We start from the raw sequence: 16,672 nt of genomic DNA, 5'->3' as shown, positions 1-16,672 counted from the left end.
TCACTGCGACTGCCTGATAATTGGGTAGACAAATTAGCGGGCTATCATAGCATTTTTTTACCAAAATTAGTGACCACTTAGTTTTTTTGTCACGCTATATACTGACTTTTTTATCAGCATTAATTTGTCACCATAAATTTTCGATACTCTTCATAAGCATAATGGTCAGTCATTCCGCTAATGTAGTCTTGAATCAGTCTGGCTCGATAATAAAACTCTAACATCGATTTATCCGCATCGCTGGTGACTGAAATTTTTTCTAAGGCTTCGTTATACGAGAGTCGATGTTTATTCGATAACTTATGAAATAGGCGAGTTTCGATAAAAAAGTGTTTATGATAATTCTGCGCCACTAATGCTGCAAAATCCTCTTTATCCATCATCAACAGTGGGCTGTAAACATCTAATAATCCGCTGATAATTCGGTAGCCTTGTAGCTCTAGTTCTTCCACTTCATGGTGATTAAACACATGCTTAAACGCCACTGTTTTTAAAGCTTTTAATAGGCGATGCTCTTGGCTTTTATCTTCAAGTAACGCGCTGTTAAAGCTACCGTGATAAATTTCAGGTAGGTTTTGAATAAAGCGTTGAGCACTGTAATGTGCAAGCTTTCCCGTAATATTGACGCGTAAATACATGAAAAACTGATCTTGCTGAATGCGCCTCGTGTGGTTATCGCTGATATTATTGAATGCCCGCAAAATAGTTTGATCGAAGAGATCCCCAGATTTTACCTCGCCCCACTCTGCTTTTAGGTACTCAATTAGCTGCTCAACGGTATAAATGCCCTTTTCTGCTGCATCGTCTAAATCCGCAATACAATAAGAAATATCATCCGCCGCTTCCATGATATAGGAGAGCGGAAAACGGCAATGTTTGTCCATCTCCAGTTTTTTACTGAGCTCGCTGACAAAATCCGCTTCAGACCAGTAATAGCCTGGCTTTTTCATTAAATAATCAAACTCTGGAGGAATAGGTTCAAGATCATAGGCGCCGCGAGTATATTTTAAGATAGAGCCAATCTGGGCGTAGGTTAAATTCAGCTTCAATAGGCGATGAGCCATACGCAGCCCTTGCGCATTCCCCTCAAATGAACATAAATCCCGCTTCAACTGGCGGCGAAATAAGTCCTGTTTTTCATTACCCGTCAATTGCAACGCTTTAATTTTACATGGGTCTTCAGACTCAGGCGTGAACAAATAGTCTGGTGCTAATAATTTACTAAACCAGCGTTGAATCGCGGCTTCACCGAAATGCCCAAACGGCGGGTTGCCAATGTCATGCATCAAGCACGCCATTTCTACGAGGCTCTCAAAAGCATCACAACGGTCGGTTAACCCATATTCATCAAGCAATTTTTTCTTTTTCAATTCACCCAACACCGTTTTGCTGATGTAGCGCCCAACTTGTTGAACTTCAAGAGAATGGGTTAAACGGCTGCGTACGGCGGAATTTTGTTCAAGGGGAAAAACTTGGGTTTTCTGTTGTAAGCGACGAATGGCTGCCGAATTAATAATTCGCCCACGGTCACTTTCAAATAGACGGTTTACGGCATCTTCATCATCGGGTGAGACTCTTTGATTTTTCCCGCTGCTCATATAGTTACGTTGAAAACTCAGCTTATTAACAAAATTAATCTCTTTTTCCGCCATGCTAGCCTCTGCGCCTTACCGTTTTATTCCTAAATCCTCAAAGAAAAGGCAGAGGAAAACCCACCTTTCGATGTTACACTTTAGCCATCTACGACATAAGTGTCTAATTAATCAACAGTGAGTATGACATAATGAAAATCGGTATCATAGGTGCGATGGAGCAAGAAGTTGCGACCCTGCGCGAAAAAATTGAAGGTTGCCAAACATTGAGCCTTGCTGGCTGTGAAATTTACACTGGAAAAATGAACGGCGTTGATGTTGCCTTATTAAAATCAGGGATCGGTAAAGTCGCAGCGGCAATCGGTACTACTTTACTGTTAGAACACTGTAAACCAGATGTGGTGATCAATACGGGGTCAGCGGGTGGTTTAGATCCTCGTTTAAATGTTGGGGATATTGTTGTCTCTACAGAAGTACGTTATCACGATGCGGATGTCACCGCATTTGGCTATGAACCCGGTCAAATGGCGCAGTGCCCACCTGCATTTATTGCAGATGCAAAATTAATCGAAACAACCGAAAAATGTGTCAAAGCGCTAGATATGAACGCAGTGCGTGGTTTGATTTGCAGTGGTGATGCATTCATCAATGGTGCCGAGCCTTTAGCACGCATCAAAGCCACCTTCCCAAGCGTTGCTGCCGTTGAAATGGAAGCTGCTGCTATCGGTCATGTTTGCTACCAGTTTAACGTGCCTTTTGTGGTGGTTCGTGCAATTTCAGATGTGGCGGATAAAGAGTCTCACACCAGCTTTGATGAATTCTTACCTGTCGCTGCACGTCAATCATCCCTAATGGTTGCTGCGATTGTCACAGCATTAGCGTAATTTATTTCTCACTTTCTAAGGCATAACTGACCTTCATTTATGCCTTTTCTAATACCTCTTTGTGAAGTAATGCTATGAATCTAACGACCAAACTCATGCGCTCACTGATTGGTTTTCTATTTTTCTTAACCCTAATCAATAGTGCATTCGCAGCCCCCAAATCCCGAGTCATTAGTTTATCGCCAGCTAATACTGAACTGGCTTATGCCGTGGGATTGGGAGATAGCTTAGTTGCAGTGAGCGCCTATTCCAATTATCCCGACTCTGCCAAAAAGCTTGAGCAAGTTGCGGATTGGCAAGGGTTAAATGTGGAGCGAATTATTGCCTTAAAGCCGGATTTGATTTTAGCGTGGCGAGGCGGTAACCCACAGAGGCCATTAGATCAACTGGCGTCGTTGGGGATTCCAATTGTCTATTTTGATCCACAAAGTATTGATGGCGTTATCGCCTCATTGGAGGAACTTGCACAATACAGCCCTCGTCCTGAAGTGGCAGAGAAAAATATCAGCCAAATGCGCAGCGCGCTAAAGATACAAAAAGATAAATTAGATACTAATAAGAAACCTAAGCAATTATTTATTCAACTCGGCACTCAGCCATTATTTAGCGCTGGTAATCATACCCTTCAAAATGATGTGGTTAAGACTTGCGGTGCTCAGAATGTTTTTGAAAACAGCGCAGTCCAATGGCCTCAAGTCAGCCGTGAGCAAGTTCTCACCCGCAAGCCCGATGCCATCATCATGACCGGCTCACCAGAGCAAGAAAATGCCGTCAAAGCTTTCTGGGGCACTCAACTCAATGTCCCTATCATTCGCTTAAATGAGGATTGGTTCCACCGCGCCGGCCCCCGCATCATCAATGCCACCGAGCAGCTATGCAACCAGCTAAACGCTCTACCAAACTGAAAAATAAAGAAGTAGACATTAAGAATTAAAGAATTAAAGAATTTAAGAATTTAAGAATTTGAGAATACAGCAGGATTTTTCTAAATAGTTCGAGGTGTGACAAGGCGGCAAATGAGGAAATCCCTAGGAGCATACACAAGTATGTGACTAGGGTTGACGAATGAAGCCAACACAGTCACAACTTGAAATATGACGAAAAATCAGACGAAAAATTTTAGATGCTGAAGGATGAACCACAACCACATGTAGATTTGGCATTAGGATTCGTCACAATAAAGCGCGACCCTTCCAGCCCTTCCGTATAATCCACACTTCCACCCACTAAATATTGCAGGCTCATTGGGTCTACAACCAGTGCAACGCCTTGTTTCTCAATGGTCATATCCCCTTCGTTGATTTGATCATCAAAGGTAAAACCATATTGGAAGCCACTGCAACCACCGCCCGTAATGTAGACGCGCAGACGCAGATTTGGGTTATTTTCATCGGCAACTAAGTCTTTGACTTTGGTTGCAGCTGCATCGGTAAATTGCAGAGGCAGAGCTACATCATCACTCATTTATTACTCCAGACCGGTGACCGGTAAATTCATAGGTAAGGCAAAGCCTACTTAGATCAATTTCTCAATTATCCGTCACCTGACTCATTGGTTCAAGTGTTGTTACACAATTGAGCACAGAGTTACTATTCATCTTTATGATTGATCCATCATTGTGATTGATAGCATTGGTTTAATCGCCCTTGTGCTTTAGAATAGCGGCAACTTTTTATTTAGTCTCTTTTCAGGAGCCCTGCAATGCACCATTCCGAAGAATTATATAATGAAGCCCAACAGCTGATCCCTGGCGGTGTTAACTCCCCTGTTCGCGCCTTTAATGGTGTGGGTGGTACTCCGTTATTTATCGAACGCGCTGATGGCGCTTACATTTATGATGTCGATGGCAAAGCTTACATTGACTATGTGGGTTCTTGGGGTCCAATGGTATTGGGTCACAACCATCCGGCTATCCGCGATGCGGTGATTAAAGCAGTCAATAAAGGCTTAAGCTTTGGTGCGCCAACGGCTGCTGAAGTGGAAATGGCAAAACTGGTGTGTGAGTTAGTGCCATCTATCGATATGATCCGTATGGTTAACTCCGGCACTGAAGCCACCATGAGCGCGATCCGCCTTGCTCGTGGTTATACAGGTCGAGATAAAATTATTAAGTTCGAAGGTTGCTACCACGGCCACGCTGACTGCCTATTAGTGAAAGCAGGTTCCGGTGCACTGACCATGGGTGAGCCTAACTCTCCGGGCGTACCTGAAGATTTCGTTAAGCATACATTAACTTGCACATACAACGATTTAGCCTCTGTACGCCAAGCTTTCGAAAACTACCCTGAAGAAGTGGCATGTGTGATTGTTGAACCTGTTGCGGGCAACATGAACTGCGTTCCACCAACCGCAGAATTCCTGCCGGGTCTGCGTGCATTATGTGATGAATTCAATGCACTGCTGATCATCGATGAAGTGATGACTGGCTTCCGTGTTGCACTCGGTGGCGCTCAAGATCACTACAACGTACAACCGGATTTAACCTGTTTAGGTAAAATCATCGGTGGCGGTATGCCAGTGGGTGCTTTTGGCGGTCGCTATGAAGTGATGGAAAAATTAGCGCCTATCGGCCCGGTTTACCAAGCAGGCACACTTTCTGGTAACCCTGTCGCGATGGCAGCTGGCTTAGCCTGCTTAAATGAAGTCTCTCAACCGGGAGTTCATGCACGCTTAACAGAACTGACCGATAAGCTGGCTCGTGGCTTAGCCCGTGTTTCTAAAGAACAAGGCGTGCCAATGGTAATCAACCATGTGGGCGGGATGTTTGGTCTGTTCTTCACTGACGCTGAGTCTGTAACTTGCTACCAAGACGTGATGAAATGCGACGTGACTCGCTTTAAGAAATTCTTCCACTACATGTTAGAAGAAGGCGTTTACTTAGCACCATCTGCATTCGAAGCGGGCTTTATGTCTGTCGCCCACAGCGATGAAGATATCCAGCGCACCATCGATGCCGCGGAAATTGCACTGGCAAAAATCAAAGCCGAATAATCCCCGCAATAAACCGCTCAAAAAAATAGGCGCCATCTACATAAGACGGCGCCTATTTTTTATCTATTTTCTGTTTGTTTTATCTATTTCAAGCACAACATGAACAATGCAATTCTCTAAATAGTTCATGTTGTGGCAAGGCGGTGAACAAAGACATCTTGGGGAGCATACATAAGTATGTGACTCAAGTGGCTGCGTGAAACCAACACAGCCACAGCGTGAAATATGACGAGAATTAAGGGGATGATGGAGAATCGCCAAACATATCCTTCACCCAGTCCGGGGCAGTATCCTCTTGCGGAGCCTCACCATTCCCATTCAAATTCCACGCCGGATCTTGCGATGCTGATCCTTGGCATAGGCTTTGCGGATCTTCTGTCCAGACTGGCAACATTCTGCCGCCACCTAAATCAGAGCAGCTAAATTGGCCATCCATCATGACGCGCATGTCGGTTATCCCTTCTGGCGCTCGGTTGATAAGTGTCAGTGGCGTTTGGTTATCTAAATAGCGCTGATAAACACGTAATGCCCCTGTTGAGCCTGTTAACTGTGTTGGTCCGTTGTTATCGCGACCGACCCAGACAATAGCCACTTCCTTACCGTCGATACCCGCATACCAGCTATCACGCAGATCGTTGGTGGTACCCGTTTTACCCGCCAGATTGTATTTACCATATTTATTCAGTAATACGCGCCCAGTCCCTTGCTGTACCACTTGCTGCATACCAAACAGCGTTAAATAAGCGGCTTGAGATGGTACGGCACGCTCTGCGGATGGGTAACTTTGATACAGCTCTTTGCCATCACCATCAATCACTGAACGTAATGCAGATAATTTTGCACGATTACCTTCGCCACCAATGGTTTGGTACACTTGCGCCACTTCAGCTGGCGTTAAGTTCACCGCACCTAACAACATCGCAGGCACTTTTTCCATCGCACTTTCTGGTGCACCCAGGCGGATAAACGTATTCATCACTTGGTCGAGACCAATTTCCATCCCTAAGTTTACGGTTGGAATATTTTGTGATTTCGCTAATGCATCCACCAGCATCATACGGCCATTGAAGTTACGGCTATAGTTTCGTGGACTCCAGCTTTGATTACCGACTTTGATGGTCAGTGGTTCATCGGATAGCCACGTATTTAAACGGAAGCGGTCTGGCTCACTTAATGCCGTTAAATAAACTGGTGGTTTTGCTAAAGAACCAATGCTACGACGGGCATTCAACGCTCGGTTAAAGCCTGAGAATTGTGGATCAGAGCCGCCGACCATTGCACGCACTTCGCCGTTAATACGGTCAACCACCACCATGGCACCTTCGATATCATCCAATTTACGTGCTTTACGTAAATCAGCCACGCCGAACTCGACTGCATTTTCCGCCGCCGTTTGCGCCACAGGATCTAAGGTCGTAAAGATTTTCGCACCAGAGAGATCTTTAACTTTATCCCCAAGCTTCTCACTTAGCTCTTGTCGCACCATCTGCATAAACGCGGGTTGAGATGCGACTAACCCTTCTTTGTTTTTCACACCGAGTGGTCGAGCGCTCAGAACTTGGTACATCTCATTGTCGATAACACCGCGGGTTTCGAGGATTTTAAGCACAATGTTACGGCGTTTAATCGCATTTTGTGGCTTAGTCCACGGGTTAAAGGTCGATGCACCTTGCACCATTCCCACCAGCAATGCTTGTTGGTCAAAGCTTAACTCATTAATTGGTCGGCCAAAGTAATACAAACTCGCCAGCGGGAAGCCGCGAATTTCGTCATTACCATTTTGCCCTAAATAGACCTCATTCAAATACAGCTCAAGAATGCGTTCTTTGCTGTAGTTGTAGTCTAAAATCAATGCCATAAAGGCTTCGTTAGCTTTACGTTTCAGGGTTCTTTCGTTGGTTAAAAATAGGTTTTTCACCAACTGCTGCGTTAAGGTACTTCCCCCCTGCACGGAGCGACCCGCGGTGACGTTCGCCACCACCGCACGACCGATAGAATATAAGCTAACACCATCATGCTCATAAAAGTTTCTATCTTCCGTTTCGAGGAGGATTTTCACCAAGGATTCAGGAAAATCCGCCATTGGCAGCACTAAACGCTGTTCATTATTCGCAGATTGCATCATGGTGATCAGTTTCGGATCTAAACGGAAGAAACCGAACGAGCGCCCATTTTCAATATTTTCAATCTTGCTCAGCATGCCATTTTCAAACACCAGACGCGCGAGGACCTGCCCCTCTTTTTGGTCTGGGAAATTAAATGGGCGACGCAAAATTTCAATGGTATTGCCTTTCACCACAAACTCACCGGATGTGGTGATTTTGCTGACTTTACGGTACTGCATCCCTTCAAGCAGGTTGGTCATTTCAGCTTGGCTGTAATCCATACCCGGCTCAAGGTTTACCATGCGTCCGTATACTGCCGCAGGCAAGTCCCACACCTTACCATCAAGGCGCTCTTTAATTTGTTGGTTTAGATAAAAACCGTAAGCCGCCAGTATCACTGCGAGAACCAGCATTAATTTAACTAGCAGCCAGAACCAGCGCCATTTACTCTTGCGAGGTTTGTTCTTTTTTGAGCCTTTTTTGGTCATTTGCTCTTCTTCATCGTCTTCATCATCAAGATATTCATCATCAATATCTTCGTCATCATACAGATCTTCATCATAATCATCGCGGCGTCTACGGCGGCGTGAAGAGGAGGATTGTTTCTCAGCAGCGCGTCTTTTGCGTCTGCCAATGGGTTCAAAATCTTTACCGGACATGGTCGCTCCATATCTCCTATACCTAAATAGGCATTAAAATCTAACTATGTATGCGCAAACATAACGACATGTGCGTAAGCACAATTACAGATGCGTAAATGTAACATAAGGCTAATTTTGGCTCATAATTCAAGGAATTTCACGGAAGAAAGCTCCTAATTACACTTCCTTACGCTGCCTATTGGGCGCCATTGCCTAATTTACAGCCCGTTATTAGAGCACAAAATTAGGTTATTTCGCACTCATCATCGCTTTTTTTGTTTGTCGTGTTGGTTCGGCATTTGCAGGGTCATCTGGCCAAGGATGTTTTGGATAACGCCCTTTCATCTCTTTTTGTACCTCTTTATAGCTCCCTTGCCAAAATGCACCGAGATCTTGAGTTATCTGAATAGGGCGCCTTGCCGGTGAAAGCAATGATAATGTTAATGTCACTTTGCCATTTGCCACCGTTGGATTGGCTTTTTCACCAAACACTTCTTGCAGGCGAACTTCAACCACCGGAGGCTTGTCTAACGCGTAGTGAATACTTACCTCGCTCCCAGAAGGGGCAACATAGGTCATAGGGAAAGTGCTGTCGAGCCATTGGCGTTGCTGCCAATCCAATCGATTCAATAATAAATTCATTAAATCAATTTCTTGCAGCTTTTTCTTGCTTGTCACGCCATTAAGATAGGGGGCTAGCCATTCATCAAGCGTCTCGAGTAAAGTCTCATCATCCATTGCAGGCAATGGCGAGTCAGGAAAATAACGCGCCGCTAATTCACAACGAATGCGCAACTGTAAGGTATTTTCTTGCCAGTTTAACTGTTGCAAACCATTTTGCTGAAGCCAGTAAACCAGCGCTTTTTTAATCTCATCCGGTTCTGGATTAGTTAGCCGTTGAGATTTCACGACTAACTGCCCACATTGCAAGCGGCGCCATGCCAGCAAGCTCCCCCGCTGCTCATCCCATTCAACTGTCTCTTGAGTGCTAAAAAGATGCGGGCAATCCTGTTGAAGCTTTTCAATTTCAATAGGATATGCCAAGGAGATACGTGCATCTGCCGAGGTTTCTGACTGCCATAATGCCGCTACCATCAGCCATGTATTGCCCATTAGTGGGTTATTGTCACTCAGTGTTGCCCCTAACCCGCTGGCTAATTGATAACGGGTTTGGTTGTCTCTGGATTTCGCAATATAGTCAGGAAACCCTGTGGCAAGTAAGGTTGGTAACCACTCACTAATCAACCCAGAAGTTTTCCCTAAAGAATGGGTAACTTTCTCACCACTTAAGATAGAGGCGCGTTTGCACCAATTTTCCGTCGGGCGTTCTAAGTGGGTATGTAAGTCAATCACTTCGCCGCGGGGAGGCTCTTCAATAATTGCTGTTAATAATGCAGCAAGTTGAATAACGGATTTATTTTGAGTTTGTTGCGCGTGATACAGCATCGCCGCAGTACGCACTGACGTTCCCGTTCCCGCCATTTTATTGCCCATCGACGTGAGTTTCCCTTGGGCATCGGTGATACCCAATTTGAATAACAGAGTTTTCGCTGCCGATAATGCCGCCTCAGGGGGAACATCTAACCATTGGAGTTGAGAAATATCGTGACAACCCCATTGAAGGAGCGCTAACCATAACCCGCTTAAATCGCTATTATTGATTTCCGCTTCACTAAATTGTGCTGCACGTTCGGCTTGTTCGGCACTCATTAGGTGCCAGCATACACCCGCTTCTAAACGCCCTGCTCGCCCCGCACGTTGAGTCATTGAAGCTTGGCTAATGCGTTTTTTAATGAGCTTTGTAAGCCCACTTCGCGGGTTAAATTGCCCTACGCGCTCAAAACCGCTATCCACCACTAAACGGATCCCCTCGATGGTGAGACTGGTTTCCGCAATGTTGGTCGCCAGCACAACCTTACGTTTTCCTTCGGGGGCAGGCAGAATCGCGTGTTGCTGGGCTTGAATTGATAGTGCGCCATACATTGGGCACAACATCACATCGTCAGTCACTAACCCTTCTAACTCGCTTTTCGTCCGCTCAATTTCGCCTACACCCGGTAAAAAGAGTAACAAAGAGCCAGTTTGTTGCTGCATCAGCTGCCAAACCGCGCTCGCGACTTCTTGATGAAACGGTTTGTTCGGATTGATGGGCTTATATTCTCGTTGAACAGGGAATGCCCGCCCTTGCGAACTTATCACCGGCGCATCGGGAAATAACTGACTAAGCCCTTGATCATCCAGCGTAGCGGACATTAGTAGAATTTTTAAGTCGTCCCGCAGTGCTTGCTGAGAATCCAACAACAGCGCTAAACCTAAATCAGCCTGCAAATTACGCTCATGAAATTCATCCAAAATGACCAATCCGACACCTTCAAGCATCGGGTCATTTTGTAATTGGCGAGTGAGAACCCCTTCCGTCACGACTTCCAAACGCGTTTTTGCACTCACTTTGCTTTCTGAGCGCATACGTAAACCAATGCTTTCCCCTACCGACTCCCCTAACTGCTGCGCCAAGCGAGCGGCGACTGAACGCGCTGCAATACGCCGCGGCTCTAACATAATAATTCGCCCTTCTATCTGCCCACTTTTGAGGATTTCTAGCGGCAATACCGTTGATTTCCCTGCTCCCGTCGGCGCATGCAACAGAACTTGAGAGGATTTCGCTAGAGCAGCGAGTAAGTCATCACTTACTTCTAAGATAGGGAACACTAAGGGGTAACTCCATGAGGTTTAACTTTCTATGAGAAGCATTGTAGCATTAACAAATTGTCGCATTAACGAATATGACGCATTAATACTGTCTATTATCCAAGCCCATCTATAGCATGGTGCTATGTTATGTCACAAACAACGCGGTAAACGGAGAATACATGGAATTTATCCCCCCTTTAAAATCAGCCATCTTAATTAAACGCTATAAACGTTTTTTAGCGGATGTCGTCACCCCCGAGGGTGAGGAAATGACGATACACTGCGCAAACACTGGGGCGATGACAGGCTGTGCAACGCCTGGGGATACCGTGTGGTACTCCACCTCGGATAATCCAAAACGAAAATATCCGTACAGCTGGGAATTAACGCAAACCAAAAGCAACCATCTAATTTGTATTAATACGCTGCGAGCAAATCAATTAGTGGCAGAAGCGTTGGCAAAAAAGCATATTCCAGAATTATCTGACTACAGTATAGTGACCCCTGAAGTGAAGTATGGCAGTGAAAACAGTCGAATTGATTTTTTACTCACTCAAGAGGGCTTAGCTGATTGTTTTATTGAAGTAAAATCAGTGACTTTGCTGGAAAACAACCATGGTTATTTCCCTGATACTCAGACAATCCGAGGACAAAAACACCTTAGAGAGCTGACTATGATTGCGAAAGAAGGAAAACGCGCCATACTTATGTTTGTAATTTTACATAGCGGTATCCACGTAGTATCCGCGGCTGCACATATTGACTCTCAATATGCAGCATTGTTAGAACAGGCTATAGCCAATGGCGTCGAAGTTCTGTGTTATCAAGTGGATATATCTAAACAAAAAATGCAAATAGGGACATCAATTCGCTTCACCCCGACTAAGTCATTTTAGATTAGTCGATATTTAAACAAGGTCATCGAGTTAGGAGTGCTAGTGAAGGGAAGAAACACGCTTGTCCTCACAGCATTACAAAACTCATCACATGAACGATTGCCAAGACGGCTGTCTTCTGATATTTATAGCGACCTTAAATTTTCCCCCTTGGGGTTTTTGTAAAATTTGCGTGTGTAGGAGAAGCATTATGCAAGAAGGGCAAAAACGTAAGACATCGTCCTTAAGCATTCTCGCCATTGCCGGGGTTGAGCCCTATCATGAGAAGGCTGGCGAAGAGTACATGAACGAAGCCCAATTGGCGCATTTTAAGCTCATTCTCGAAGCATGGCGCAATCAACTCAGAGATGAAGTGGACCGGACTGTTACTCATATGCAAGATGAGGCAGCTAACTTTCCAGACCCCGTTGATAGAGCCGCTCAGGAAGAGGAATTCAGCCTCGAATTACGTAACCGCGATCGCGAACGTAAATTGATCAAGAAGATCGAAAAGACGCTGAAGAAAGTTGAAGATGAAGATTTTGGCTACTGCGAATCTTGTGGTGTGGAAATTGGCATCCGTCGTTTGGAAGCGCGTCCAACAGCAGATTTGTGCATCGACTGTAAAACATTAGCAGAGATCCGCGAAAAGCAGATGGCTGGCTAATTGTTGTTTTGGGAGTCCTCAACGGCGCATTAACCCTGCGCCGTTATAAGGATTCGCACCCTCAAAAATGTTTAAACTCCCCTTTTCCTCATCTTTATTTCTCTCATTTTCTCTACATTTGTTATCGTTTGCGTCTCGCGCAAAAAGCTACAATTTGTATAATATTCACTGGTTTAATTGATATAAAAAATAATTAGCCATGACTTTTATTCGTTTAACCATTCTCAAAGAAACTTCAGTGAGCTATGATTAGCCGCTTATTTTGTTTAATGAATCTATGTAATGACATCGAGGTGTACTATTTTTAACCGAGTAGCAAATTTCTGCCGCAATATTTTATCTCGCAATGAACCAGCATCGTCCGCAGAACAGGACTCGATGCCAAAGCGTGGTGCGCGAGACACACAGGCAGCCGGTGAAAGGCCAGTCACTCCTTCTGCATCAGAGAAAAAATCTGAGAGGAAAACTCGGCATGAGCAGAATACTAGACATGACCAGAATACGAGACAAACAAAGAAAGCGGTTCGTCCCTCTAAACGTTCCGATGCTCAAACACAGAAGCGAACATCCGTGACGAAACAAGAATCGATTACCGTTATTCCACGCGCTCAACACATAATCTCGCGTGATGACATTAGTGAAAATGCACTGAAAGTATTGTACCGCCTTAATAAAAATGGCTATGAAGCCTATTTAGTTGGCGGTGGTGTACGTGATTTATTATTAGGCCAAAAGCCAAAAGATTTCGATATCACCACCAATGCAACCCCAGAACAAATTCGCAAGCTATTTCGTAATTGCCGACTGGTTGGTCGCCGATTCCGCCTTGCGCATATTATGTTTGGCCCAGAAATTATTGAAGTCGCCACCTTCCGCGGTCACCACGACCAAGAAGTCGATGATAAAAACCTGTCATCTCAAGCGCAAAATGGCATGCTGCTTCGCGACAATATTTTCGGTTCCATTGAAGAAGATGCTATCCGCCGTGACTTTACTGTCAATAGCCTGTATTACAACATTGATGATTTCTCCGTACGCGATTACGTCAATGGATTACAAGACTTAAAAGATGGCGTTATTCGTCTGATTGGCGACCCAGAAACTCGCTACCGTGAAGATCCAGTTCGTATGATCCGCGCCGTGCGTTTCGCCTGTAAGCTGAATATGCGTATCGAGCCAAATACCGCAGAGCCAATTCATCGCTTAGCTCCATTGCTGCGTGAAATCCCTTCTGCACGACTGTTTGAAGAGTCATTAAAATTACTTCAAGCAGGTTATGGTTACGCCACCTATAAAATGCTGAATCAGTATCATCTGTTTGAACAACTGTTCCCAGTGATTGCGAGCCGCTTCACTGAGAATGGTGACTCACCAATGGAAAAAGTCATTGAACAGGTGTTAAAAAACACCGACTTCAGACTAAAAAATGATAAGCGCGTCAACCCTGCATTTTTATTTGCAGCCATGTTATGGTATCCCGTCACTGAGCACGCAGAGAAACTATCACAGGAAGGCGGTCTTGCTTACTATGATGCCTTTGCGCTGGCAATGAATGATGTACTGGATGAACAGTGCCGCTCTATTGCAATACCAAAACGTATTACGACCACCATGCGTGATATCTGGATGTTGCAATTACGTTTACCACGTCGCCAAGGGCGTCGTGCGAATAAATTGATGGAGCACCCTAAATTCCGTGCTGCCTTTGATTTATTAGAGCTTCGAGCCAATGTAGAACACCGTAATGAGCTACAAGAACTCGCTTTATGGTGGAATGACTTCCAACAAGCTAATGCACAGAAACAGCGTGAAATGATCTCGGAACTCGGTAGTGCCCCAACTCGCCGCCGCCAGCGTCCGCATCGTTCATCACAATCCGGTAATAGAAAACCGAATAAATCATAATGGTTCAATCGCAGCGACTTAAACGGTCGTTGCGATCACCATAGAGAGATTAAGATAGAGAGATAAAGAGATGGAGCAAGTGTACATTGCCATTGGCAGCAACTTAGGCGAGCCACTGAAGCAAGCACAACAAGCGATTGCCGCATTAGATGCGATTCCAAGCACTCGCGTTGTGAGCACTTCCTCTATTTATCGAACTAAACCCCTCGGCCCACAGGATCAACCTGATTATCTCAATCTGGCAGTTTTGCTGGAAACTGAACTCGAACCTGAAGAATTACTCAATTACACCCAGAAAATTGAATTAGATTTAGGCCGTGTTCGTAAAGATGAGCGCTGGGGGCCGAGAACATTAGATCTCGATATCATGTTGTTTGGCAATCGAGTGATCCACACCGAGCGCTTAACTGTTCCACATTATGGGCTAAAAGAGCGTGAGTTTATGCTTTATCCGCTCAGTGACATTACCCCTTCCCTGATTTTTCCTGATGGTGAAAAACTGTCAGAAAGACTTACACACGTCCCTCAAAATGGCCTAATGCTTTGGGAATAAATTCCTAATGTGTTTAACCTCGTTCAGGTATGGTCATAAGAGAAATCATTTCCGGAGGTTATTTTAATGAAACCCATTTCTCTCGCTGATTTGTGTCAATATAAAAAAGAGAAACACAAATTCGCTACCATTACAGCCTACGATGCCAGTTTTGCTCAACTGTTTGCTGAGCAAGGTATCCAAGTGATGCTGGTTGGTGACTCTTTAGGTATGACTATCCAAGGCGAAACTAGCACCCTACCAGTGACCATCGAGCAAATCGCCTATCACACTCGCTGCGTACGTAAAGGCGCCCCTAACACATTCATCATCGCCGACATGCCTTTTATGAGTTATGCAACACCGGAGCAAGCCTGTGCCAATGCCGCTATTTTGATGCAAGCTGGCGCGAATATGGTGAAAATCGAAGGTGGCAGCTGGCTATGTGAAACCGTCAAAATGCTGTGTGAACGCTCCGTACCGGTCTGCGGCCATTTAGGCTTAACCCCACAAGCGGTGAATGTCCTTGGGGGCTATAAAGTCCAAGGTCGTGATGAAGTTACCGCCAATCAGCTTATCAAAGATGCGATTGCCCTCGAGAATGCAGGTATTCAGCTGCTGGTTCTTGAGTGTGTACCGACATCCCTTGCGAACCAAGTGACTGAAGAATTACTGTTGCCAGTCATTGGTATTGGTGCGGGTAATGGCACTGACGGGCAAATTCTGGTGATGCACGATGCGTTAGGGATCACCGCTAAACCACCGAAGTTTGCCAAAAACTTTCTGGCTGAAGCGGGCAATATTCACGATGCAATTCGCCTCTATATTCAAGAAGTTGAGCAAGAAATTTATCCGAGTGACGCTCACTCATTTTCGTAATTCTATATAAAATATAACGATAAGGATGGGAAGTATGCGGATCGTTGAAACATCGCCAATCTTGCGCCGTGAAATTCGTCGCTGGAAACAAGAAGGCAAACGTATTGCGTTTGTCCCAACGATGGGCAATTTACATGATGGGCACCTGACACTGATTGACCAAGCTAAACAGCAAGCCGACATTGTCATTGCCAGCATTTTTGTCAATCCAATGCAGTTTGACCGTCAATCCGATTTAGCCAATTACCCTCGTACCTTGCAGGAAGATTGCGAAAAACTGAAACGTAAAAGTGTTGATTTAGTTTTCGCACCGTCTGCCGCCGAGTTTTATCCTGAAGGTATGGACAACCAAAGTTACGTTGAAGTACCTGAAATTTCCACCATGCTAGAAGGCGCTAGCCGTCCAGGGCATTTCCGTGGCGTTGCAACAGTGCTGACCAAGCTATTTAATCTCGTGCAGCCTGATATTGCATTATTTGGTGAAAAAGATTATCAGCAGCTTCAGTTAGTACGTAAATTGGTAACTGACCTTTCTTTCGATATTCAGGTTGTCGGTGTCCCTATCGTTCGCGCTAAGAATGGCCTGGCTCTGAGTTCACGCAATAATAATTTGTCTGCCGATGAGCTAAAAATCGCCCCTCAGCTGTTTGCGATTATGCAAAAAGCAGGTGAGAAGCTCACGAACTCTCCCGCGGCAGCAACCAGTTTAATTGGTGAAATGGAAGAGTCTTTGCGCCAAGCAGGGTTTACCCCTGACGAGCTCTTTATTCGCGATGCCGATAACCTCGGCGAACTGACGGTTTCCAGCCGCCGCGCTGTGATTTTAATGGCCGCATGGTTAGGTCAAACCCGTTTAATCGACAATCTGCAAGTCGAGTTACCGCTCGATATCGCTTAAAAACAAAATACT

The 16,672-nt window shown here is 45.1% G+C and carries 13 protein-coding genes; 9 read left to right on the top strand and 4 right to left on the bottom strand.

All coding sequences use genetic code 11. The features are described from left to right. Positions 1-119: 119 nt before the first annotated feature. Positions 120-1,652 carry a dGTPase gene (gene dgt / locus H0913_RS14185; RefSeq protein ID WP_181477468.1) on the bottom strand — a complete coding sequence of 511 codons (1,533 nt, stop codon included), beginning with the start codon at positions 1,650-1,652 and terminating at the stop codon, positions 120-122. A 131-nt stretch (positions 1,653-1,783) separates the two neighbouring features. On the opposite strand from dgt, the gene mtnN reads away from it, so the two are divergent. Both mtnN and btuF read left to right on the top strand, forming a co-directional pair. Beyond that, positions 1,784-2,476, top strand: coding sequence for a 5'-methylthioadenosine/S-adenosylhomocysteine nucleosidase (gene mtnN / locus H0913_RS14180; protein ID WP_154602418.1), 693 nt, complete (start codon positions 1,784-1,786; stop codon positions 2,474-2,476). A 95-nt stretch (positions 2,477-2,571) separates the two neighbouring features. Next, on the top strand, positions 2,572-3,381 hold the full coding sequence (btuF, locus tag H0913_RS14175) for a vitamin B12 ABC transporter substrate-binding protein BtuF (protein ID WP_181478801.1): 810 nt from the start codon (positions 2,572-2,574) through the stop codon (positions 3,379-3,381). A 214-nt stretch (positions 3,382-3,595) separates the two neighbouring features. On the opposite strand, the gene erpA is transcribed toward btuF, so the two are convergent. Then, a complete protein-coding gene (erpA, locus tag H0913_RS14170) occupies positions 3,596-3,940 on the bottom strand; it encodes an iron-sulfur cluster insertion protein ErpA (protein ID WP_132496746.1) in 345 nt (114 codons plus the stop codon). A gap of 237 nt (positions 3,941-4,177) precedes the next feature. On the opposite strand from erpA, the gene hemL reads away from it, so the two are divergent. Continuing rightward, a complete protein-coding gene (hemL, locus tag H0913_RS14165; RefSeq protein ID WP_154602416.1) occupies positions 4,178-5,467 on the top strand; it encodes a glutamate-1-semialdehyde 2,1-aminomutase in 1,290 nt (429 codons plus the stop codon). Between the two features lie 235 nt (positions 5,468-5,702). Here the strand turns inward: hemL and mrcB are convergent, their stop codons facing one another. Then, complete coding sequence (gene mrcB, locus H0913_RS14160; RefSeq protein WP_181477467.1) at positions 5,703-8,231, bottom strand: bifunctional glycosyl transferase/transpeptidase; 2,529 nt, start codon at positions 8,229-8,231, stop codon at positions 5,703-5,705. Between the two features lie 231 nt (positions 8,232-8,462). Beyond that, positions 8,463-10,922 carry an ATP-dependent helicase HrpB gene (gene hrpB / locus H0913_RS14155; RefSeq protein ID WP_181477466.1) on the bottom strand — a complete coding sequence of 820 codons (2,460 nt, stop codon included), beginning with the start codon at positions 10,920-10,922 and terminating at the stop codon, positions 8,463-8,465. 161 nt (positions 10,923-11,083) lie between these two features. Between hrpB and sfsA the strand changes: the two genes are divergently transcribed. The 6 genes from sfsA to panC all read left to right on the top strand — a co-directional run bounded on the left by sfsA (position 11,084) and on the right by panC (position 16,660). Continuing rightward, complete coding sequence (sfsA, locus tag H0913_RS14150) at positions 11,084-11,800, top strand: DNA/RNA nuclease SfsA (RefSeq protein ID WP_154602414.1); 717 nt, start codon at positions 11,084-11,086, stop codon at positions 11,798-11,800. A gap of 190 nt (positions 11,801-11,990) precedes the next feature. Further along, complete coding sequence (gene dksA / locus H0913_RS14145) at positions 11,991-12,446, top strand: RNA polymerase-binding protein DksA (protein ID WP_006659320.1); 456 nt, start codon at positions 11,991-11,993, stop codon at positions 12,444-12,446. A gap of 378 nt (positions 12,447-12,824) precedes the next feature. After that, positions 12,825-14,351 carry a polynucleotide adenylyltransferase PcnB gene (gene pcnB / locus H0913_RS14140; RefSeq protein ID WP_220127909.1) on the top strand — a complete coding sequence of 509 codons (1,527 nt, stop codon included), beginning with the start codon at positions 12,825-12,827 and terminating at the stop codon, positions 14,349-14,351. A 70-nt stretch (positions 14,352-14,421) separates the two neighbouring features. Next, a complete protein-coding gene (gene folK / locus H0913_RS14135) occupies positions 14,422-14,904 on the top strand; it encodes a 2-amino-4-hydroxy-6-hydroxymethyldihydropteridine diphosphokinase (RefSeq protein WP_154602412.1) in 483 nt (160 codons plus the stop codon). Positions 14,905-14,970: 66 nt separating this feature from the next. Beyond that, complete coding sequence (gene panB, locus H0913_RS14130) at positions 14,971-15,762, top strand: 3-methyl-2-oxobutanoate hydroxymethyltransferase (RefSeq protein WP_154602411.1); 792 nt, start codon at positions 14,971-14,973, stop codon at positions 15,760-15,762. A gap of 34 nt (positions 15,763-15,796) precedes the next feature. Then, positions 15,797-16,660, top strand: coding sequence for a pantoate--beta-alanine ligase (panC, locus tag H0913_RS14125; protein WP_154602410.1), 864 nt, complete (start codon positions 15,797-15,799; stop codon positions 16,658-16,660). Positions 16,661-16,672: the final 12 nt, after the last annotated feature.

It is taken from the genome of Providencia rettgeri, from assembly GCF_013702265.1.
Taxonomy (GTDB): domain Bacteria; phylum Pseudomonadota; class Gammaproteobacteria; order Enterobacterales; family Enterobacteriaceae; genus Providencia; species Providencia zhijiangensis.
The sequence above is the reverse complement of the archived record's forward strand: the minus strand, read 5'-3'. Positions and strand labels throughout refer to the sequence as shown.